20 protein-coding genes and 1 tRNA gene are annotated in these 21,061 nt (G+C 43.4%); 5 read left to right on the forward strand and 16 right to left on the reverse strand.

All coding sequences use genetic code 11. The features are described from left to right. From HZC12_02360 to pilM, 7 genes are all read right to left on the reverse strand, one after another. On the reverse strand, positions 1–901 hold a 901-nt coding region (locus HZC12_02360; GenBank protein MBI5025573.1), incomplete at its 3' end, for an iron-containing alcohol dehydrogenase. Positions 902–913: 12 nt separating this feature from the next. Continuing rightward, on the reverse strand, positions 914–2,140 hold the full coding sequence (gene aroC, locus HZC12_02365; GenBank protein ID MBI5025574.1) for a chorismate synthase: 1,227 nt from the start codon (positions 2,138–2,140) through the stop codon (positions 914–916). Between the two features lie 150 nt (positions 2,141–2,290). Further along, complete coding sequence (gene pilQ, locus HZC12_02370; GenBank protein ID MBI5025575.1) at positions 2,291–4,477, reverse strand: type IV pilus secretin PilQ; 2,187 nt, start codon at positions 4,475–4,477, stop codon at positions 2,291–2,293. Then, entirely contained in the window at positions 4,474–4,980 is a 507-nt protein-coding gene (locus HZC12_02375; protein ID MBI5025576.1) for a pilus assembly protein PilP, read from the reverse strand. Before HZC12_02375 ends, pilQ begins: the two co-directional genes overlap by 4 nt. After that, the gene (pilO, locus tag HZC12_02380; GenBank protein ID MBI5025577.1) at positions 4,977–5,621 is read right to left on the reverse strand and encodes a type 4a pilus biogenesis protein PilO; all 645 of its coding nucleotides are present in this window, start codon (positions 5,619–5,621) and stop codon (positions 4,977–4,979) included. Before pilO ends, HZC12_02375 begins: the two co-directional genes overlap by 4 nt. Position 5,622: 1 nt before the next feature. Beyond that, positions 5,623–6,162, reverse strand: coding sequence for a PilN domain-containing protein (locus tag HZC12_02385; GenBank protein MBI5025578.1), 540 nt, complete (start codon positions 6,160–6,162; stop codon positions 5,623–5,625). Beyond that, positions 6,159–7,211, reverse strand: a complete 1,053-nt coding sequence (gene pilM, locus HZC12_02390) for a type IV pilus assembly protein PilM (GenBank protein MBI5025579.1) — start codon at positions 7,209–7,211, stop codon at positions 6,159–6,161. The genes HZC12_02385 and pilM overlap by 4 nt, the downstream gene beginning before the upstream one ends. Positions 7,212–7,379: 168 nt before the next feature. Between pilM and HZC12_02395 the strand changes: the two genes are divergently transcribed. The 3 genes from HZC12_02395 (at position 7,380) to HZC12_02405 (ending at position 8,665) form a co-directional block, all read left to right on the forward strand. Continuing rightward, a tRNA-Val gene (locus tag HZC12_02395) sits at positions 7,380–7,454 on the forward strand. A 107-nt stretch (positions 7,455–7,561) separates the two neighbouring features. Next, a complete protein-coding gene (locus tag HZC12_02400; GenBank protein MBI5025580.1) occupies positions 7,562–7,996 on the forward strand; it encodes a DUF296 domain-containing protein in 435 nt (144 codons plus the stop codon). Between the two features lie 147 nt (positions 7,997–8,143). Then, positions 8,144–8,665, forward strand: a complete 522-nt coding sequence (locus HZC12_02405) for a nitroreductase family protein (protein MBI5025581.1) — start codon at positions 8,144–8,146, stop codon at positions 8,663–8,665. Here the strand turns inward: HZC12_02405 and HZC12_02410 are convergent. The 6 genes from HZC12_02410 to HZC12_02435 form a co-directional block, all read right to left on the reverse strand. Next, a complete protein-coding gene (locus HZC12_02410; GenBank protein ID MBI5025582.1) occupies positions 8,652–10,055 on the reverse strand; it encodes a sigma-54-dependent Fis family transcriptional regulator in 1,404 nt (467 codons plus the stop codon). The two genes, HZC12_02405 and HZC12_02410, sit on opposite strands and share 14 nt — an antisense overlap. A gap of 263 nt (positions 10,056–10,318) precedes the next feature. Then, the gene (locus HZC12_02415; protein MBI5025583.1) at positions 10,319–11,389 is read right to left on the reverse strand and encodes a PAS domain-containing protein; all 1,071 of its coding nucleotides are present in this window, start codon (positions 11,387–11,389) and stop codon (positions 10,319–10,321) included. Positions 11,390–11,468: 79 nt separating this feature from the next. Next, positions 11,469–12,167 carry a diacylglycerol kinase gene (locus HZC12_02420; protein ID MBI5025584.1) on the reverse strand — a complete coding sequence of 233 codons (699 nt, stop codon included), beginning with the start codon at positions 12,165–12,167 and terminating at the stop codon, positions 11,469–11,471. Between the two features lie 38 nt (positions 12,168–12,205). Continuing rightward, positions 12,206–12,400 (reverse strand): rRNA maturation RNase YbeY, encoded by a 195-nt coding sequence (gene ybeY / locus HZC12_02425; GenBank protein ID MBI5025585.1) that lies wholly within the window; start codon positions 12,398–12,400, stop codon positions 12,206–12,208. Between the two features lie 51 nt (positions 12,401–12,451). After that, positions 12,452–14,026: an HDIG domain-containing protein gene (locus tag HZC12_02430; GenBank protein ID MBI5025586.1), complete on the reverse strand. Its 1,575-nt coding sequence runs from the start codon at positions 14,024–14,026 to the stop codon at positions 12,452–12,454. Then, the gene (locus HZC12_02435) at positions 14,001–14,906 is read right to left on the reverse strand and encodes a PhoH family protein (protein ID MBI5025587.1); all 906 of its coding nucleotides are present in this window, start codon (positions 14,904–14,906) and stop codon (positions 14,001–14,003) included. The genes HZC12_02430 and HZC12_02435 overlap by 26 nt, the downstream gene beginning before the upstream one ends. 223 nt (positions 14,907–15,129) lie before the next feature. On the opposite strand from HZC12_02435, the gene HZC12_02440 reads away from it, so the two are divergent. Both HZC12_02440 and HZC12_02445 read left to right on the forward strand, forming a co-directional pair. Beyond that, positions 15,130–17,544 carry a tetratricopeptide repeat protein gene (locus tag HZC12_02440; protein MBI5025588.1) on the forward strand — a complete coding sequence of 805 codons (2,415 nt, stop codon included), beginning with the start codon at positions 15,130–15,132 and terminating at the stop codon, positions 17,542–17,544. Positions 17,545–17,632: 88 nt separating this feature from the next. Next, positions 17,633–18,481, forward strand: coding sequence for an AAA family ATPase (locus tag HZC12_02445; protein ID MBI5025589.1), 849 nt, complete (start codon positions 17,633–17,635; stop codon positions 18,479–18,481). Here HZC12_02445 and HZC12_02450 read toward each other — a convergent pair. From HZC12_02450 to HZC12_02460, 3 genes are read right to left on the reverse strand one after another with little or no spacing between them, the layout of a single operon-like run. Further along, entirely contained in the window at positions 18,438–19,112 is a 675-nt protein-coding gene (locus tag HZC12_02450; protein MBI5025590.1) for a hypothetical protein, read from the reverse strand. The genes HZC12_02445 and HZC12_02450 overlap by 44 nt on opposite strands. After that, entirely contained in the window at positions 19,078–20,415 is a 1,338-nt protein-coding gene (gene radA / locus HZC12_02455; protein ID MBI5025591.1) for a DNA repair protein RadA, read from the reverse strand. Before radA ends, HZC12_02450 begins: the two co-directional genes overlap by 35 nt. Beyond that, a complete protein-coding gene (locus HZC12_02460; protein ID MBI5025592.1) occupies positions 20,415–21,038 on the reverse strand; it encodes a hypothetical protein in 624 nt (207 codons plus the stop codon). The genes radA and HZC12_02460 overlap by 1 nt, the downstream gene beginning before the upstream one ends. Positions 21,039–21,061 lie beyond the last annotated feature (23 nt).

A 21,061-nucleotide genomic window follows, 5' to 3' on the forward strand; every position in this document is an offset into this window, starting at 1 on the left:
GTGCAAGAAGGGTGGTTGGAACCTGGATATACCGTATTCCCCTCATGTAAGTTGCAGCCACAAAGCCAGCCATATCTCCTATGACCCCTCCTCCAAGGGCAATAAGAATCGAGCTTCTGTCAAACCTTGCCTTAAGTAGCTCAGAATATATATTCGACACCCATAATAGCTCTTTATATTCCTCTCCATCAGGGACTGTAACAACAAGTGGCTTCATCGAATGTTCTTTCAGGGCGCGTGCACAGGCATCGCCATAAAATGCCCATACCGTGGGGTTGGTTATAACTGCCACTTTTGAGGGCCTGAATTCCTTAACTCTAACGCCGAGTTTATTTAAAGTCTTTCTGCCTATTAAAATGCTATAGCTTCTTTCCTTGAGACTAACTGTTACTTCTGATTCAAGGGCAAGCATTTCAATGATTTCCTGTGCTGCCTCTCCAGGCGCGATAAAGCTCGTATCAACCACTATATCAGCCTGCTCATAAAGCGGTTCTCTTTCAGCGAGCAGCCTGTTAATCTCTATCAGGGGTTCTTTAACGTCAAGAAGTGGTCTCTTACCCCCTTCTGACATTGTCCTTCGAAGTATTACTTCCGGGTCGGTCTTAAGCCATACAATAATTCCTCTTTGACTCAGGTTTTCAACATTCCTTTTATCCTTGACTATGCCCCCTCCTGTTGCAATAACGGTTCTGTCCTGTTTTGAGACATCTTCAACAACTAAACGTTCCACTGACCTGAAATAGTCTTCACCCTTTTTCTTAAAGATAAGAGAGATTGGCATCCCCTCTTTCTCTTCTATAAGAAGGTCTGTGTCCAGTAATGGGTAGCCCAATCTCCTGCTGAGTTCCTGGCCAACAGAAGTCTTACCAGACCCCATAAAACCTGTAAGGACAATCTTCACCTTAAAATACCCTCAGAATTCCCTGATCTGCTTAAGATAACCCTCATAGTTTCTTTTTACTTCACCCATGCTATCACCGCCAAACTTCTCAAGAAAACACTCAGCAATTACGAGGGCTGTCACAGCCTCGCCAATTACAGATGCCGCTGGCACAGCACAAACATCTGACCTCTCATATGCTGCTTTAAAAGGTTTTTTACTGATAATATCTACGGATTGAAGAGGCTTTTTCAATGTCGGGATTGGTTTCATAGCAGCTTTGATAACTATTGGCATACCATTGCTTATTCCACCCTCAATCCCTCCAGCATTGTTAGTCTTTCGATAAAACAGTGAACCGTGAACCGTGAACCGTGAACGGTCATAAAAAATCTCGTCCATCACCTCAGAGCCAAAATGGCCTGCCATCTCAAAGCCAAGGCCAATCTCAACACCCTTTATTGCCTGAATACCCATCAGTGCATAGGCAAGCCTTGCATTTAGCCTCCTGTCCCACTGAATATAACTTCCAAGGCCAGGTGGCACCCCAAAGGCAATAATTTCAAAAATCCCGCCGAGAGTATCTCCCTTTGCTCTTGCCTTATCAATTTTAGCAATTATTTTTTTCTCAGCCATTTTATCCGCACATCTCACAGGAGAAACCTCTGCCTTATCAAAAAGCGATAATAAATAGTCGGCTCGCCCAGGAAGAGGGGCGAGGTATCGCCTCGCCCCTACTGACTGCTGACTGCTGACTCCACCTATTTCGATTACATGGCTTATAATTTTGATATTAAACTCTGACAGAAATTTCTTTGCCACTGCCCCGAGAGCTACCCTTGCAGCAGTCTCCCTTGCACTTGAGCGTTCAAGGACGTCTCTTATATCCCTGTGTCCATACTTCAAGGCACCAGAGAGGTCAGCGTGTCCTGGCCTTGGCCTTGTTACATGAGGGAGTGAGTTTTTATCTTCCTCGAGAGGTGACATGGCTTTATCCCAGTTAGGCCAGTCTTTGTTTTCAATTAGAAGGGCAATAGGTGAGCCAATTGTTTTGCCCCAGTGGACGCCAGAAATTATCTTTACTGTATCCGCCTCTATCTTCATCCTGCCCCCGCGGCCGTAGCCCTTCTGGCGCCTTGCAAGGTCTTTATTTATAATTTGCGGGGGTATACTCAAACCAGATGGAATGCCTTCAATAATACAGATAAGGGCACACCCATGGGACTCGCCCGAGGTGAGGTATCTCAATTTTTCTGGCATGCAGAAATTGTTTTTGAGTTAAAAGTTTAGAAGTTATTGTAGGGGCGGGCATTTTTCCGCCCTTAATGGTTTAAAATTTATTTTAAAAATGTTTAGTTAGCTCGCGGGGTTTTAGAAAACCCCGCTTATCTTCCAACTTTTAACTTGTCTTTAAGTTTTCTTAACAATCCTCGGAGTTATAAATATGAGAAGCTCGCTTGTACTGTCTTCATCCCTTTCTTTCTTGAAAAGCCAGCCTAAAACAGGGATTTTGGAAAGAAGAGGGACACCATCCACACTGTTCGATTTTGTATTCTTAAAAATTCCTCCAATCACAACTGTATCATTATCTCTAACTAAAACCTGTGTTTTTGCCTCTTTAACATCGATAGCTGGTGGGGTTCCCCTTGAAAAATCTGCTTCATTTTTCTTTGTTTCTATCTTCATCAGAACAGTACCCTCTGGGGTTATATGGGGAGTAACTGTAAGTTCCAGCGTCGCATCGACAAACTCTGTCTTTGTACCTTCAGCAGAAGTTGTCTGATAAGGTATTTTCTTGCCCTGTTGAATAGTAGCCTTTTCATTATCAAGGGTCATTATCCTCGGATTTGATATTATCTTGCCTTTGCCAGAACCCTCAAGCGCTGAAATCTGCCAATCGAGGAGGAATTTACCTGCTGATAGGCCTAAACCTAATGCCCCACCTGAACCAGCGCCCACTGCAGCCGGGAGATTAACATTGAATGCGGTCCCCGTATATCCAACTCCACCTGTTAAGGCATCGGCTGTTGTATCAGTTGATTTCTTTTTTGTAGCGCCACCGTATACCAGGACATCACCATTTTGATACCAGGCACCCCACTGAATACCGAGTTCTTTTACGAATTTTGTGTCCACCTCAACAATTTTTGCATCGATTACTACCTGTGGCGTTGCTAAATCGAGAGTCCTAATAAATTTCTCATACTCTTGGTGCCTGCCTTCGATATCCTTTATAATAAGGGTGTTTGTCCTTTTATCAATGCTCACATTACCTCGCGTAGTTAATATCTTAGCCTTATCAATAGACTCCCTGACCTTATCAGGATCAGCATAGTTAACAGTGTAAACCTTTGTCACAAGCTCTTCTGCCTTTATCTTTGCTTCTTCTGCCTTGGCTATCTCGTCCCTCTCCTTGGCAAAGACTGATGTCGGAGCTATCCGAATTATATTCCCATCTACGGTCTTGGACAGGCCATAATTTCTTAAAATTATGTCAAGGGCATGATCCCAGGGAACATTCATCAGCCTCATGGAAAACTTTCCTTTGACGTCAGGGCTTACCACTATATTATAGCCACTTACATCTGCAATCAGTCTGAAGATATGGACAAGGTCTGCGTCCTGAAAGTCGAGAGATATTTTTCTACCTGTATATTTTCCAGGTGTAAGAACTTCAGTCTCAGGTTTGGCCTTGGGCGAATTCAAAGGCATCTTTTCTTCAACTGCAGGCTTTTCTGCCTTTGCTACTACAGTCGCAGGTTTTCCAAAGGCAACTACAATCTGAGAATTTTTTGATGAGATATCGAACTTAGATGCTTCTGTCAGGTCAAGCACAATCCTTGTCTTGTCAGGGTGTTTGCCAACCCTTATCCCTGCAACCGGCGGCTCATACACCTTGAGCGATTTAACCTGTGTAGAAACCTTAGGTATATCAATCACTAAGCGGTTACCTTTAGCCTGAAAGACCTTGGGAGACATTTTCCCGTCTCCGCTTATCAAAACCAGAACCTGACCGTCAGATTTGCTGACCTCGATATTATTTATTGCCGTTGCATCTTTAAGGGGAATTTCCTCCTTTTTCTCCGGTGTAGAAACAGGTTTTTCTTCCTCTGATGGTTTCTCGGCCTTTGGCTCCTCTACAGGCTTCTCAGCAACTACCTGGGGTTGTTCTTTTTCCTCAGCAGCAACAGGTGTGCTTGGAATCGAAAGAATCAAGGAATTTCCCTCCAAAAGAGGTTTAACTTCAGCAGGTGCTGTGAGGGTAATATCAAATCTTGCAGAACTCTGAGGACCTTCAACCTTGGTAGGTATTATTTCTGCAACTGCACCTCTGTCAGCAACAATTTTATCAGTAAATTTACCGGGGTCTGTGTTATTAAGTTCTACCACCACTTTATACGGATCCGATGGTTTGTATATTGTATAAGTGAACGGAGAATCGCTCTCTATCACGACTTCTGTAAAGCCGGCTTTTTCATTGACACTTATATTGGTTATAGTCGGGTTTTTGGTTGTTTCCTGAGGAGTGGTGGATGCCGCATATCCTAAGGCAACAATAAATGATAACAAGATAATACTTATTTTTAAAGTCTTCATTCTCCCTCCTCCTTACGGAGCTTTAAAATTATCTCTCTCGGTTTTAGTTCTCCTTTATAATTCTTTGCAGTTTCCTGTATTGTTACCCTGTCCTGTGATATTTTCTTCACTTTGCCCATATGAAGGCCAAGGGTTGTACCTACTCTAACGGTGTATGCCTTTTTATCAGGGGCAAGCAGTAGCGCATAATATTGATTTTTATCCCAGGCAGTAGCTATCAACTTAAAATCGGCTATATCATAACTCTCTAAACCTGTCCCCCTTAGTTTCTTTTCTTTCCCCTTTTTAACTTCTATAAGCGGAACAAAGGGATCGCGCCTACCCTTCGACTCGTATACATAGCCCTGTTCCTCAGGTTTTGGGGCTTCCTGAACCTGCTCCTTCACCTCTGCCTTTTCGACCTTGGCTGGTTTTGGAGGAGCCTTTGGAGGCTCTTTCTTACAACCGCCAAGAAAAGAAAAAGCAAAAAAGGTAACAATCAAGACCGTAAGTAATTTCGTCATTTTTTTGCTGCTCCAGGTTTTGGCGCTGCGGGTTTTGGTTTTGCACCTGGTTTCTCCGCTGGTTTTTCTTCCTCTTTTAAAGAAGAAAATGTAGTGGCTGTACAGGTGATTCCCATATGGTAAGTACCCTTTTTAGCCTTCGGCGCGCCTAATTTTATATTTGATATATTTACAATACGTTTCAACCTGCTTACATGACTGAAGAATACACCGAGGTTATGATAGTCGCCCACAAGCTCAACGCTAACAGGTATTTCCATATAAAGTCCGCTCGGGTCAGCTTTTTTTGCCCCAGGCTTCCATAAAAGGATTTCAAGGCCTGATTCGAGACCCAGGTCTGATACCTGTTTGAGGAGCCCAGAGACTTCCTTTTCCTCAGGGAGTTGCTCCTGTAACTCCTTCAGCCTTGCCTTTAGCCTTTCATTCTCTGCCTTAAGGGCATCCAGCCTCCTTACTTTGACCTCGCTGTCTAAAATCTCCTTATCAAGTTTTGTAATGGCAGCATTCAGCGTTGTTATTTCTTTGCTTTTTGGAGAATAAACAACAAAATAAAACGCTACGGTTAATATCACAGCAGGTAAAAATGCCAGTATTATTTTTACGGCTGGCGGGGCGCCCTTTATGTCTAAATTAAGTGCCATGTCACACCTTGACCTTAAGCGTCATTTTAAACTGATACACAGTAGCATTCTCAATTGTTGCCTGTTTTGATTCGAGCAAGGCAACATCAGTAAGATATTTGGAGCCTTTTAAATTATCAACATAGCCTACAAGGTCTGAATTCGTAAATGCATAACCTTCCAGATTTACTGCCCCTCCTGTCTCTACCAATGAAGTAAGCCAGACCCCTTTCGGCAGCATGGCACTTACCTCATCGAGTAATCTCAGCGGAGCATTTTGTTTTCTCTTTAATAGTTCAATAATATTTTTCTTCTCTTCGTAGACTTTATTGTCTTTCTCGTAATTTTCAACTTCTTTTATCTTTGCTTTAAGTTCAACTATTTTACTCTCTTTTGCTGCCTTTTGTGCTTTAAGTTCAGACACCTTGTTCGTGTAGTAGAAAAATAAATACCCGATGACTAAAACAGCTAAAATAGATATAAAAACACCTGAAAAGAATAGAGCTGAGATAGGCTTTGGTTTTTTCTTACGTTTTACCGGTAGGAGGTTTATTTTTATCATCTGTCTCCAATCATCCTGAGAGCCAGGCCAACAGCAACCGCTGCAATAGGCCCGACATCTTTCAAGTATCCTTTATCGAGACTGGCTGGTACCTGTATATTTTTAAAGGGGTCTACTATTTTGACCCTGATGCCAAGCCTCTCTGATAAAAGATCAGGGAAACCTTTAAGCAGTGCGCAACCTCCACAAAGAACAATTTCATGAATATCTTCCTGGGATGTTGTCCCTTTAAAATAGTCGAAAGATCTGGATATCTCTACGATTATGTCCTCAGAGGCAGCTATCAGAACAGAAGATACATCATCTTCTGAAATTCCACCTATGGTTCCACCACGTTTCAGCCTTTCGGCATCATCGTAGGATATAGAAAACTCCTTCTGAAGGGCCTCGGTATGGAGGTTTCCACCAAGAGAACTGTCTCTTGTAAAAACAGAAATACCCCCTTTCAATATATTTATATTTATAGAGCTCGCCCCAACATTGACAAGGGCAATATTTTTACCTCCCTCAATTTCATAATTAATTTCATACATATTCTCGAGGGCAAAGGCACCGACATCTACAATTGCAGGGTTCAGGCCTGCTTCTCTGACAACAGAGACATATTCATTTATCCTGTCTTTCTTGACTGCAACTATAAGGACATCCATCTGGCCTGTCTCTTCCCTCGGCCCTAATATCTGGAAATCAAGATTTACATCCTCTATATCAAAAGGTACGTACTGCTCTGCCTCAAATTTTATAGACTCGCTTAGTTCTTCCTCTGACATTTCAGGCAAAGAAACTCGTTTTATGATTACAGAGGCATGCCCTGCAACAGCAACAGCTACATCTTTCGCTTTTATTTTTGCCTCTCTAATAACGCCCTTTATTGTCTCTACCACCCTCGGAGAATCTAAAATCGAGCCGTCTACTATCAGCTCCGGCAGTAAAGGGGCTATCCCGAACCGTTCGAGCTGGTAACTACCATTCATCTCTTTAAGCTGAATTGCTTTGATATGCCTGGAGCCAATATCCAGACCCACTATGTCCTGTTTAGACCCAAACATAAAGTGTTAGATTTACTTAACAATCTATGAGACATATTGTCTATCTTTGAACCAAGTATTACAATGATTATCCTCTTTGAAATCTGAGGGTAGTGTAAAAATTTCTGACACTTGAGCCTTTATCATTTGGTTGACTCCTAAAAAGCTTATCTATTATAATTTTTTATCGGGCGATTAGCTCAGGGGGAGAGCGCTGCCTTCACACGGCAGAGGTCGCTGGTTCGAAACCAGCATCGCCTACCATTTATGAAAAAGGCCATCCAGTCTTCGAAACTCGGGAATCAGGAGAAGATGGAGGCAATAAGAAGGCTGGCGAGGTATTTTAGTTATTAGCTGAAAACGGAGGTATTATGAAATATCAGGTTGGAAAGCCGGGAAGGGTTGTTGTAGCAAGGTTTGAGGATAGAGAGGATGTGCTTGGCAATCTTGTTGATGTTGCAAAAAGGGAGAACATAAGGGCAGCGGTGTTTTATCTGGTTGGAGGTATGCGTAAGGGAAGGATTGTAGTTGGCCCTGAAAAGGATGAACTTCCGCCAACGCCTGTGTGGAAGGAACTTGGAGAGAGTCACGAGGTTACTGGCTTTGGCACAATATTCTGGCAGGCAGAGGAGCCAAAGGTCCATTTCCATGGCGCATTCGGGAAAAAAGATATGGTTAAGGTCGGCTGTCTAAGGGAAAAATCAGAGACATTTCTCGTGCTTGAGGCTGTAATAATAGAGATTGCGGGGGTCAATGCAGTCAGGGAATTTGACCCATCGTTAGGTCTTACCCTTCTCAAACTATGAAAATAAGCCACAGAGTTCACAGAGATTTTGGTGTCAGTGTTTAGTGTCAGTGTCAGATGTAGGACGGGGTTACCCCGCCCCTACTGTTTACTATTATTTAACACCCTCTGTGTTCTCTGTGGTTCATCAGAAAACAGGAGGAAAAAGATGAAAATTCTGGATGTTGTAAAAGAGAGACGGAGTATAAGAAAGTTTCTTCCAAAAGAAATTCCAGAAACAATTCTTGAGGGCATTAAAGATTCCCTTATCTGGGCACCAAGCGCCGGCAACCTTCAAAGCAGGAAGTTTTATTTTGTCTTTAACAGGGAAATAAAAGAAAAACTCGCCTCCGCAGCCCACGGGCAGAATTTTATAGCAACGGCTCCCCTTGTTATTGTTGGATGCCTTGATACCAGGATAAGACAGTATTATGGCGAAAGGGGGACAGGACTTTATGCAATACAGGATGTGGCTGCAAGTATTATGGGCATGATGCTGGTAGCCCATGAGGCAGGCCTCGGAAGTGTCTGGGTCGGCGCCTTTGATGAAAAGGAAGTTATTGAGATTCTTGACATGCCTGGAAATCTCAGGCCAATAGCCCTGGTGCCGGTAGGTTATCCTGCTTATATACCCTCGCCACCGCCAAGGGTACCAAAAGAGGAGGCCATAGTGACAATTAATCCCATTTAATCCTGAGCTCGTTTATTTTCTTTCTTAAGGTATTACGGTTAATACCAAGAAGTTTCGACGCCTTTATCTGATTCCCTTTTGTCTCTCTGAGAACCATTGATATGAGGGCCTTTTCAACCTCTGAAATAACTGTGTCATAGAGATTAAATTCTTCAAATGTCTTTATTCCCCGCATAAAGCCTTTTAGTTTCTCTTCAAGAAAGCCGCTTATAGATTTTACCTCTCTGCGGCTGAGGTCAAAGTCCTCAATTTTTAATACCGGCCCTTGAGAAAGCAGGCATGCCCTCTTAACCGAGTTTTCAAGCTCCCTGACATTGCCAGGCCACCCATATTCCATCAGATAATCTTCTACTTCTTTTGAAAGCTCCTTCGGGCCAGTATTGATCTGTTCTTCAGATAGACGGATAAAATGCCTGGCAAGAGGTAGAATATCCTCCCGCCTATCCCTGAGGGGAGGGAGTTTTATCTGAACTACATTGAATCTATAGAAAAGGTCCTCCCTGAAACTTCCCTTTCTCACTGTTTCCTCTAAATCTTTATTGGTCGCGCCTATTATACGGACATTGATTCTCACAGGTTTGTTCCCACCGAGGGGAGTGACTTCATGCTCCTCAAGTACCCTGAGAAATTTGGCCTGCAGCCCTGGCGCCATCTCACCTATTTCATCGAGGAAAAGAGTTCCACCATCCGCAGCCTCAAGTTTTCCACACTTCCGTTCAACAGCCCCTGTAAAAGCGCCCTTCTCGTAGCCAAAGAGTTCAGCTTCCAGGAGGTCTCTGGGAATAGATGCAGAATTTAATGCAATAAAATGCCCGGAAGTCCTTGGGCTATTGTAATGGATGGCCTTTGCCACAAGCTCTTTCCCTGTGCCGCTTTCTCCAGTAATCAACACTGTAACGTCTTTTGGAGCCACCTTTCCAATGGTTTTAAAGACAGTCAACATAGGAGCGCTCGTACCAATCATCGATGGCGCCCTGTATTTAGATGAGACTGCCTGTCTGAGTTTTATAATCTCATCCTCCCTTGCCTTGTCCTTTATTGCCTTTTCGAGTAGAATTTTTAATTCTTCAATGTCAAAAGGTTTTTCAAGGTAATCGTAAGCCCCTATTTTTATTGCCTCAATAGTCTCTTCCATACCTCCGTGGGCTGTTATAATTATTACAGAGCTTTCAGAAGAAACTTCTTTAACTTTTTTTAAAACTTCAAGGCCATCCATATCTGGTAGCTTGAGGTCCAGAATAATTAACGGGTAACCTGCAGAAAGGGCTTCTATGCCGTCAGATGCATTATTTACAGGTGTTACTGCATAGCCATCTGTCTTGAGGGCCCTGGTAATAACCCAGCTTATACTCTCATCATCATCTATGAGAAGAACTTTCTTATCCATGATCAGTCAGAGATTCGTTCCAAACCTGTTAACTTCTAATTTCTAATCCCCAAAATACATTAAAGAAAACCACAGAGTTCACAGAGATAATAATTTGCCGAGATAATAATAACCACTGAGGCACTGAGACACAGAGTTATAAATTGGGAAATGAGAAATAGGAAATGGGAACTAATAATGATTTCACTTCTCACTTCTTACTTCTCAGTGTCTCCGTGTCTCGGTGTCTCTGTGGTTTTACTTGTAATCATATTTCTTGTGTCCTCTTATGGAAAGAATGGTATATATATTTTAAAGGTCGCACCTGTGCCCTGTATGCTCTCCACATTTATATGGCCGCCGTGGTCTCTTATAATCTTCTGGGAAATAGTAAGGCCAAGGCCTGTGCCTCCTGCCTTCTTTGTATAAAAGGGGAAAAATATTTTATTCAGTTCTTCTCTGGCAATCCCGCATCCCTCATCTTTCACTCCTATGAGTGCCCACCGTGTAATTTTATTTCCCTCGAGGGCATATTCATCAGAAGGCCTCGTAAATATAGTTATAGTACCTCCTGAGGGCATAGCCTCAAGGGCATTCTTTAAAAGGTTTAAAAAGACCTGCAGGAGTTTTCTGTCGTCACCTTTAACCTTTGGAAGGCTCGGGTCATATTGTCTCACCACTTTTATGCTGGAATCCTCTATCTCACCATTAAAAAGGACAACTGCTTGCTCGATAACCTCATGGATATTTGTTGGGCCAAAGACCGACCTCTTAGACAGCCCGAGAAGCTCCTGTAATAGTTTTTTGAGCCTATCCACTTCTTTTATAATTAAAGCCACACATTCACTGCCCTCTCTGTCGGTTACCTTATCCTTTAACAGTTGCGACGCACCCCTTATGCCTCCAAGGGGATTTTTAATCTCATGCGCTATAGATGAAAGCATTGAATTTAGAGAATCAAGGGCATAATCATAACTTCCATGCTCAGCTTTTGATGCCTCTCTTAGAGAGACAATAACACCTGCGGGAAGAGTCCCGTCAGTAAAATATGGCGATAAAGAAAAATCCACTGATACAGTCCTGCCTGGAGAGAGTTCGAGACCACGACCTGAAAGGGCCCTCTCAGTTGAGAAACTTTTTTCTATCAGTGGCGCAAGGGTGTCTCCGAATACATCCCTGAATGGCCTTCCAAAAACCTCCTTAAGATCCTTGAAAATAAGTTCTTCTGCAGCCCTGTTCACGAAGATGATCTTAAATTTTCGGTCAACGAGAATTATCGCATCAAGGAGACTATTTATTATAGCCTCATAAAAACCTTTGGATTTCTCCAGGCGAAGTAAGGGAGCTGATCTGGCCATTGAAAAATGCTAACACAGTGTTTTTAGATTTTTCAATGTGGTTCTTGAGGGAAACACGGCAAAGGCAGGATTAAATTGTTTACAAAAACATTTTAAAGAGAAAAAAGGTCACAACTGCCCCGACCATTGCGCCGAGGATGACCTCCCATGGTCTGTGGGCCCCAACAGTCACCCTGCTTTGAGCAATCAAGACAGCAAGGATAAAGACAAGCAGAGACGGCAGGAAGGACTCACTCAGAAAAGTAACAGCAACCCAGACAGAAAAGGCAACAGCCGCATGGCCGCTCGGCAGCCCTCCCCTTAAAGGAAGTCCTTTTCCAAAATATGCCTTTGTGATTATCACAGATATAATCACCAGTACAAGGGCAATAATAGCTATATCCTCTCCTGTGTGTTTGGCTACCTTTATCCCCTCATAAAAGGCATTCTTAAGAGGAGGCAAAAGTATGATGAAACCTATTACTACCGCCCCTGAGGCAGTTACAAGAACCGCCCCTGCTGCTATGTCCTTGGCTATTTTGGCTTTTGGGTTATATTCTCTGGATATAAGGTCTATAGTAGCTTCTATAGCAGTATTGAGCATCTCAGCAAGCAGGACAAGGACTACTACAATGGCTATAGCTATAAATTCAAAACGGCTTATCCCTGAGATAAAACTTAAAAGCAGTACTAAAACTGCTGCATAGAAATGATACCTCAGATGCTTCTGGGTTTTGGCTGCATGAAGAATGCCCTCAATCGCATAATTAGCGCCTTCAATCCATTTTCTTAATGGCATATAGAATAAATTAAAAGTTAAAAGTTAAAAGTTAAAAATTAAGGAATTCCATAATTTTGATTTTTGCATTTTGCATTTTGAATTGCAATGAGTAATTCCTTCTCCATTCTTCTCATCTTTCTTGCTTGATATTTATTTCTCTCATGCTCATAACCCAGCAGGTGCAGTATCCCGTGAATTAGAAGACGTGAAATCTCATCATAAAAGTCCACACCGAACTGCCTGGCCTGCATTGCCGCCCTGGGGATGCATATAACAACATCTCCAGGGAGATTCGATGGAACTCAGTCGTATGGTGTCCTAAGATAGATAGGACCTTCCGGGCTATCCTTTCTATCTTTGTCCTGCTTACTCTTATACGTCTTTGCTGGTTCCTTATTAGAATCTTCATCCCTTATTTCAAAGCCTGGATAATCAATACGCCTGTGGAATATACCCGTAAGGATATGGGTGAAATGTTTTTTGATCTCCTGGAGGTCTTTAAGTGTAAGCTCACATTCATCAAGCTGCCCATCGAGAAAGACATGATTGATGATTTTATCTACAAGTGCAGAAATCCTTGCAGGCGTAGGGTCTGTAAGAACCCTCGATGCGGCCTCAACTGCATCGGCCATCATCACAAGTGCAGCAACCCTCGTCTGTGGTCTGGGGCCCGGGTATCTGAAATCTGCCTCAGCTATAGGTGAATCTGAAGGCTCGTGCTGTTCCTTTGCCTTCTGATAAAAATACGTGATAAGGGAGGTGCCATGATGCTGCTGGATAATATCTATTATGGCCTCAGGCAATTTATATAGCCTGGCGAGTTCAACACCTTCCTTTACATGGGAAATGAGTATAAGGCTGCTCATATTAGGGGTAAGTTTTTCATGCCTGCTTACAGGGCCCTGCTGATTCTCCACAAAGTACTCAGGCATCCTCATCTTTCCTATATCATGATAATATGCGCTCACCCTGGCTAACAGCGGATTTACCCCAACTGTCTCGGCAGCAGTCTCAACGAGATTGCCAACTATAATACTGTGATGGTAAGTGCCGGGAGCCTCAACGAGGAGATTCCGCATAAGGGGTTGATTGAGGTCGAGGAGTTCAAGAAGGCTTATGTCTGTCGAGAGGTTAAAGAGGTGCTCATAAAGGGGTAAAAGTGCTGATGCTAAAGCTGCAACTATAATACCGTTAGAAAATGCAAGGGCAATAGAAATGGGGGCCTCTATGACAAACAATTGCCCTCTTATGAGACTTATCATCAGGGCTGTAACCACGCTAACAATGCCAACAAAAAACCCTGCCATCAGAAGGGCCGAACGTTTTTTGCATCTTATGACACTGAATGCAGCGGTGATGCCTCCAACAAAAACAAAGATTGAGTACAGGGGGCTGCCATGCCACAAACCCGCAAGAAGGCCCGTAATGAAAGCAAACACTATTGCGGCATGGATATCAACAAGTAAGGCTGCAAGCATCGCACCTGTTGCAAGGGGAATTGCATAAACCGCCACTGAAGGGTCAATATAGCCGAGCCATCTTGTATAACCATCCAGGATATAGTAAAAGACCCTGCCCGTAATAAGATTCGCCGCAAGGAGAAGGCCGATAAGGAGCAGCATCCTGTAATTCTTGGCAATAGCTGGCTTGTATCTCATCAAGTCCTTATAAAGGATGAAAAGCAGTAAAGAGGCAACAAAAAAATGGCCCACTGTGCTGCCGAGTGTTGGTTTGCTTCCAACAAGAAGGGACGCAGAAATTATAACTGCAAACGATATGAGGAGAGAAAGTCTTTTCAGTGCCTCGTTACGAATGCCCTTTTGGAAGAAAAATTGCTTTGCAATTTGATGGTTATTCTTCAGACTGCCGTTTTTCATATCTCTCGTATGCCTTTATTATTTCTTGAACAAGCCTGTGCCTGACAACATCCTTTTCACTGAAGTATATAAATTTTATCCCCTCTATATCTTTGAGTATTTTCTGGGCCTCGATAAGACCAGATAGCTTCCCCGCTGGCAGGTCTACTTGAGTAACATCGCCTGTAATAACAGTCTTTGAATTAAAGCCAAGTCTCGTAAGGTACATCTTCATCTGCTCTATGGTTGTGTTCTGTGCCTCATCGAGGATGATAAAAGAATCATTCAGTGTTCTGCCTCTCATAAAGGCAAGAGGTGCTATCTCGATTATTCCCCTTTCTATGAGTTTATTGGCCTTCTCAGCCTCCATCATATCAAAAAGGGCGTCATAGAGCGGCCTTAGATATGGATTTACTTTCTCGTAAATATCTCCGGGAAGAAAACCAAGCCTTTCGCCTGCTTCAACAGCAGGTCTTGCGAGAATAATTCTGCTTACCTCCTTTTTAAGAAAGGCATTTATAGCCATTGCCATTGCCAGATATGTCTTGCCTGTCCCGGCAGGGCCTATGCCTACCACCATGTCATAGTCTCTGATTGCTTCAATGTAGCGCCGCTGGGTCTCTGATCTGGGGACAATAAATCTCTTTTTTGAGGATACAGGTACTGTATCAAGGAACAGCTCTTTTAGAGAGGTGTCCTCTCCTGAATCTATGGCCTTCAAGGCATACCTGACATCCTCTGGCCTTATAGAATAGCCCTCAGAACTTATAGCCTTTAATTCTCTAATAAGTTTTTCTGCCTTATTTACAGGCCCCTCTTCTCCCTGGATAAATACCTTGTTGCCTCTGGTAGACGCCTCGATGCCCAGGAGGTCTTCCAGTATTTTAAGACTTTTATCCAGCCCTCCGTAAAGTAAAGAGAAATCTTTTTCGCTGTGCAGTTCTAATTCCCGTTTAACCGTATAAATCCCCTTTTTTATAATTTTACCAAGAAATTAACAGAGTTTTCAATCCTAAAAGAATTGCCAACTGGTTGACACCCCTCTCTTTAATGTGATAAGCTGTTTAAAACCAATTGGTTGCAGGTCAATGACTCGTAGGGTCTACGACTCGTAGAGGTGATTTGTGTTAGATAAGGCTGCTATTACCAGAGATGCTCAGAAATATGCCTCAAAAGGCCAGATTGACAAGGCCATTGTTGAGTGGCAAAAGTTACTGAGAGAGACACCTGACGGCAACATCTTCAACATTGTTGGCGACCTCTACCTCAGGAAAAACGCAAAAAAAGAAGCGGTTGAGACATTCACAAAAGCTGCTACTATCTTCAGGGAAGACGGTTTCTACCTGAAGGCCATGGCCCTTTATAAAAAAATTCTCAATATAAACCCGGCTGAAATAACATCCCTCATTGCCCTGGCAGAGCTGAATGCTGAAAAAGGACTCATAGGCAATGCGAATGAAAATTATCTAACAGCAGCAGAGATTTATACAAAAGCTGGCGCTGTTGAGAATGCCCTCGAAATATACTCAAAAATGCTCGAGCTTTCACCTACGAATATTCCACTCAAGATAAGAATGGCTGAGCTGTACTTCAAGATAGGACTTAAAACAGAAGCTATAAGAGAGTACTTGAAGATAGCTGAAGACTATACAGAAAAAGAAGACCTCGTAAAAGCACAGGAGTTCCTTCAGAGGGTTATTGGTTTAGACCCTCAAAATACTAAGGCCATTATAGGACTGAGCAGAATCGCCGAGAAATCCAGAAACCAGCGGCAGGCATTTGAATATTTAAAACATGCCAAAACCCTCTCCCCGAACGACCCCGAAATATTGTTAGCCTATTCACAGGCAGCATTAAACATCGGCAATATCGAAGACGCCAAGGTGGCTCTTACAAGGCTCATTGAGATTGATCCAACCAATACTGGTGTTAAAAAACTCCTTGGAACAATTTATCTTAAAGAAGGCAAGCTGGACAATGCATGGCCAGAACTCCTGCCCTGTATTGACGAGTTATTACTCGCAGAGCAATGGGACGAGGCTTTAGGTCTCCTTAATAATTTTAAGGCACTCGAACCCATAGAAGTCCTGCGCCGCCTTACAACCATATATAAAGGCAAAGGCAAACTCGATGCCGCAATAACTGAGTTAAAGGCCCTTGCAGAGCTTTATGAAAATCAAAACCGCAGCACCGATGCCCTCCAATCATACAAAGAGGTGCTGGAATTACACCCGGACGACATAACTGTCCAGAAAAAGATCAAACGACTCGAACATGATCTTGGAGAGGAAGTTGTTCCGCCAGAGATTACCCCCTTTGAGGAAAAATCTATTGAGGAGGCCCTCGCAGAGATAGATGTGCATATACGATACGGCCTTCTTAAAGAAGCTGCTTCTTCCTTAGAATTATTAAAAGAGAAAGCCACTGAGAACCTTGAAATCCTTACAAAACTCAAAAACCTCTACATAGAACTTGAGGATAAAGATAAAGCCATTGGTGAATGCATAAACATCGCCGGGTTTTATGAGAGGGCTGGAGACATAGAGAAAAGAAACGCCCTCGTAGAGGAAGCCCTGAGATTAAATCCTGATGACCCCAGACTTATTTCAATAAGGCCCCCGATACACAAAGAGGCAAAGGAAAAGGTGCCTGAAGAAGTTTCCACGCTATCATCCCCGGTCAGTGCATTAGAGGAGGAGATAGAGGAAAAGGTGCCTGAAGAGGTCTCCACGCTGTCATCTCCATTCGGGACATTTGAGGAGAATCTGGCTGAGGCAGATTTTTATGCACAGCAGGGACTGGACCAGGAAGCAATAGAAATTTACGAAAGACTTCTGTCCCTTACTCCAGAAAACAGGGAGATTATTGAGAGGCTCGATGCCCTGAGGACCAAAAAAACTGAGGCCGAGGAAAGGGAATTACCTGTGCGTTCCGAGGAAACCAGAGAGACGGTAGAAAAAGTTATCGAGGAGCCGCTCAGGCAAAAAGAAGAGTTAACGATTGAGGAGTTAATAGAGGTCCCTGAGGAACCAAAAGCGGAAATCTCACCAACCATAGACAAAGAGTTAATTGATATATTCCAGGAATTTAAGAAAGGACTTGAAAAGGAACTCGAAACCGAGGATTATGAAACCCATTATAATCTCGGGATTGCATACAAGGAAATGGGACTTTTAGATGACGCCATCAGGGAGTTTCAGACATCGGCTAAAGACGCCGGCAGAATTGTGCAGAGTTCAAGCATGCTCGGTCTCTGCTATATGGAGAAAAACCTCTACCCCCTGGCCATCAAAGAATTCTCAAAAATCCTCCAGACCATCTCCCCCACTGATGAGGGTTATCTCAGCGTAAAATACGACCTTGCAGAAGCATACGAGAAGAATCAGGAATACAATAAGGCATTAGCTTTATACATGGACGTTTATGGCCAGGACGCTAAATTTAGAGATGTCGTTGAAAAGGTAAACTCCCTCAAAAAACTGATCCCAGAAAAGGAGGAGAAGCCAAAATCCAGAAAAGACAGGGTATCTTATCTATGATAAATAGGAAATGGGAAATGAGAAATGGTCTTTATAACTTTTCACTTCTCACTTCTTATTTCTTATTTCTCACTTCTTACTTAAAAAGATGGACTATTTAAATTTCTACGGCTTGAAAGAACAACCTTTCTCCAACGCAGTTGACAATAGATTCTATTATAATAGCAAACAACATTCAGAAGCCCTCATCAGGTTAAAATATGCAGTCGATACAATGAAAGGCCTGGCGGTCGTTGTTGGCGATATCGGTACAGGTAAAACCACCCTCGCAAGGAGGATGCTCGATGAATTAGATGAAAAAGAATACGAGGCCGCCCTTTTAGTCATCCTCCATTCTTCTGTGACAGCGGACTGGCTTATGAGGAAGATTGCCATGCAGATCGGAGTTAAAGATGCCCGGCACAGCAAGGTGGAGCTTTTAGGACAGCTTTATCAGAGACTACTGGAGATCAATGGGGAAGGCAAAAAAGCTGTTGTGCTTATTGATGAGGTTCAGATGCTTCAGTCAAGGGAAATCATGGAAGAATTCAGGGGCCTTTTAAATATGGAAACACAGGAAGGCAAGCTTGTAACCTTTGTCTTCTTTGGCCTTCCTGAGCTTGAGAACCTTCTGTCCCTGGATGAACCCCTGAAGCAGAGGGTTGCTGTTAAATACCGGTTGAAAGCATTTCAGGAAAACACCACAGAGGAATATATACGACACAGGCTTAAAATAGCAGGGTGTAACGGGATGATTTTTACTGCAGATGCTATCAGGACAATCCACAAATACTCCAGAGGCATACCGAGGTTGATAAACACGGTTTGTGATAATTCTCTCCTTGAAGGGTTTCTCCTCAGGAAAAATACGATTGAAAAGGATATTGTGGAGGCAACTGCAACCGACCTCGGCCTTATCCCTCTTCCCCTGAAGCAGGATTCAGCAAAAACTTTTTAAGCGTCAGCGTAAATTTATACTTACCCGTATTTATCTTAACCACAGAAGGATACCAGAGATTACCTTCTCGGAATCGAGTCGTTCCGACATTCCTCGGTTCATCATAAAAGATATCTATCCTCCTGCCATTCAGGATAACCTTCTGACTCTTTGGAAGAAGCGTAGCCCTGTCTATTCGTATTTCTCTATCTGGTGTCAGGATGATGTATTCTGTTTCATGCCTGCGCATATTAGCATTCTCAAGGCCTTCAAACCAGAATATAGAACGGTAGAGCTCCATTCCGAGCTCTTTAAACCTGCTGTTCGTCATATTGGGTTTGGATGAAGACACCATGTCACCCTTGATTGTAAGGTCAAAAACAACCATGCCGAAGTTATACAGCTTGAGGTGTAACCAGTCTGGCCTTTTTAAAAATATAAGACCACCTATGTCATAAGATGCCTCATCCTTTTCAGCATTTACATTGACCTCTGCCTTTATTGAATCAAGTCCTCCACCTGCTATTGAAAGAACCTCTGGGAGTGATAATTCAACATTCTGATAGGCAGGCGGCGGCACAGCCATCGGAACACAGCCCAGCAATATAAAGACATGGCTAATAAAAAAGAATTTCCAGAGCTTCTTCCACATCCTTCACCCCAATGATTTCTATTTCACATCCCTTAAGCCTGTCAGCATTGCCAGCAGGTATAATGCCCCGACTGAAACCGAGTTTTGCAGCCTCTTTTACCCTGACATCAACCTGACTTATTGCCCTTAATTCACCTGAAAGCCCTACCTCGCCAGTGACAAAGGTCTTTTGCTCTATGGCAGAGTTCCTGAAAGAAGAGGCTACAGCAGCCACTATGCCGAGGTCTACGGCAGGTTCTTCCATCCTGAGGCCACCAACAACATTAACAAACACGTCCATACTCCCAAGTTGCAACCCAATTCTTTTGTCCAGGACAGCAAGAAGGAGACCGACCCTGTTATAGTCAACACCGAGGGTTGTCCTCCTCGGCATTCCAAAGTTTGAAGGTGTAACAAGGGCCTGAAGCTCAACCAGCAAAGGTCTTGTGCCCTCGATGCCTGCAGTAACAACAGAGCCCGGCACCTTCAGGGGTCTTTCTGAAAGAAAGAGCTCTGAAGGGTTATCAACCTCCCTTAAACCGCTGTCTGTCATCTCAAAGACGCCGATTTCATTGGTAGAGCCAAACCTGTTTTTCACAGCCCTGAGAATCCTGAAAGGGTTGCCCCTGTCTCCCTCAAAATAAAGTACAGTGTCAACTATGTGCTCCAGGACCCGCGGCCCTGCTATTGCACCCTCCTTGGTAACATGCCCTATTATGAAAAGTGGAATGCCTTCTTTTTTTGCAAAGAACATTAGCTTTGTTGCGCATTCCCTGACCTGCCCCACAGAGCCAGGGGCTGAAGGGAGTTCAAGGGAAAATATCGTCTGAATAGAATCTATCACTATAACCTGTGGGTCAATCTCTTCTGCAGTTGCGATTATTCCCTCAAGTGAAGTTTCAGGCAGGAGTATTATATTGCCTGAAGCAATCATCAATCTGTCGGCCCTCATCTTTATCTGCTCCGGGGATTCCTCCCCTGACACATAAAGCACTCTGCCAAGGCCTGTAAGCCCTCTCATTGCCTGAAGAAGGAGGGTGGACTTTCCAATACCAGGGTCTCCACCGATGAGGACAACAGAACCAGAGACAACACCACCGCCCAGAACCCTGTCAAGCTCTTTAATAGTTGTAGAAGACCTTATTCCAGATTCGTGTGATATCTCTGAGAGAACAAATGGCCTTGCCCTTTCCCTGCCTCTAAGCTTTATTGGCCGCTCCTCTGCAAAGCTGTTCCACTCGCCGCAGTCAGGGCACTTGCCCAGCCACTTCAGCGATTGATAGCCACAACTCTGACACTGATAAAGGATTTTCTGCTGGGGCATCAATCTTCCTTATGCTTGCCTTTGCCTTTTTTATGTTTTTCCTTCTCTTCCTTCTCTCCTGCCTTGCCTTTATCGTGCTTCTCTTTTGCCTTCAGTGCTATTTCTCTAAATCCTTCTCCTTTGCCACGCCATTTAATAACTTCTTCAGGGCTATAGCCGTAATGCTGGGTTATAAACCTTAAGTTCACAAGATTTATGACATCCCTATCCTCGAGAGATATACGATGCCATTGCTTCTTTGGTTTATTTTTGTAATATCCATAAGCCTTTCCATAGGGCGGGCCTAAAACAACAGTCCTGGGAAGAGGGACATAGTATATCTCAGGGCTGAGCCCGAGCCTTATGGTGATATCCATCCAGGACTTATTCTCGAGACGCCAGGCTACTATTATACCCGGATCCACCTTTGCCCTTTGCGCCAGAAAAAAGACAACAGGAATCTCATCATCCGGTACCCTCCTTTCACGAACAACAACAACTGTCGCTGGTTCAACTTTATAGTAGCTACCTATTGCTAAGTAAAAACTGCTTCCTGCATCGTCTACCGAAATCCCAACGCTCACCTGGCCGTGGGACGGGGCGGCAAAAGAAAAAAGCAAAAACAATGCTAAAAAGTAAACCATTTCACACCTCCCTGTTTTTTACA

It is taken from the genome of Nitrospirota bacterium (genome assembly GCA_016214385.1).
Lineage (GTDB): Bacteria > Nitrospirota > Thermodesulfovibrionia > UBA6902 > JACROP01 > JACROP01.

What these genes read in the sequence shown, in the direction of transcription:
- HZC12_02430 (MBI5025586.1), bottom strand. Translation starts at nt 14,026, where the DNA reads ATGAAAAACGGCAGTCTGAAGAATAACCATCAAATTGCAAAGCAATTT.
- HZC12_02450 (MBI5025590.1), bottom strand. Translation starts at nt 19,112, where the DNA reads ATGTGGAAGAAGCTCTGGAAATTCTTTTTTATTAGCCATGTCTTTATA.
- HZC12_02460 (MBI5025592.1), bottom strand. Translation starts at nt 21,038, where the DNA reads ATGGTTTACTTTTTAGCATTGTTTTTGCTTTTTTCTTTTGCCGCCCCG.
- HZC12_02420 (MBI5025584.1), bottom strand. Translation starts at nt 12,167, where the DNA reads ATGCCATTAAGAAAATGGATTGAAGGCGCTAATTATGCGATTGAGGGC.
- HZC12_02415 (MBI5025583.1), bottom strand. Translation starts at nt 11,389, where the DNA reads ATGGCCAGATCAGCTCCCTTACTTCGCCTGGAGAAATCCAAAGGTTTT.
- pilQ (MBI5025575.1), bottom strand. Translation starts at nt 4,477, where the DNA reads ATGAAGACTTTAAAAATAAGTATTATCTTGTTATCATTTATTGTTGCC.
- HZC12_02405 (MBI5025581.1), top strand. Translation starts at nt 8,144, where the DNA reads ATGAAAATTCTGGATGTTGTAAAAGAGAGACGGAGTATAAGAAAGTTT.
- ybeY (MBI5025585.1), bottom strand. Translation starts at nt 12,400, where the DNA reads ATGCAGGCCAGGCAGTTCGGTGTGGACTTTTATGATGAGATTTCACGT.
- HZC12_02375 (MBI5025576.1), bottom strand. Translation starts at nt 4,980, where the DNA reads ATGACGAAATTACTTACGGTCTTGATTGTTACCTTTTTTGCTTTTTCT.
- HZC12_02400 (MBI5025580.1), top strand. Translation starts at nt 7,562, where the DNA reads ATGAAATATCAGGTTGGAAAGCCGGGAAGGGTTGTTGTAGCAAGGTTT.
- pilO (MBI5025577.1), bottom strand. Translation starts at nt 5,621, where the DNA reads ATGGCACTTAATTTAGACATAAAGGGCGCCCCGCCAGCCGTAAAAATA.
- pilM (MBI5025579.1), bottom strand. Translation starts at nt 7,211, where the DNA reads ATGTTTGGGTCTAAACAGGACATAGTGGGTCTGGATATTGGCTCCAGG.
- radA (MBI5025591.1), bottom strand. Translation starts at nt 20,415, where the DNA reads ATGCCCCAGCAGAAAATCCTTTATCAGTGTCAGAGTTGTGGCTATCAA.
- HZC12_02385 (MBI5025578.1), bottom strand. Translation starts at nt 6,162, where the DNA reads ATGATAAAAATAAACCTCCTACCGGTAAAACGTAAGAAAAAACCAAAG.
- aroC (MBI5025574.1), bottom strand. Translation starts at nt 2,140, where the DNA reads ATGCCAGAAAAATTGAGATACCTCACCTCGGGCGAGTCCCATGGGTGT.
- HZC12_02445 (MBI5025589.1), top strand. Translation starts at nt 17,633, where the DNA reads ATGGACTATTTAAATTTCTACGGCTTGAAAGAACAACCTTTCTCCAAC.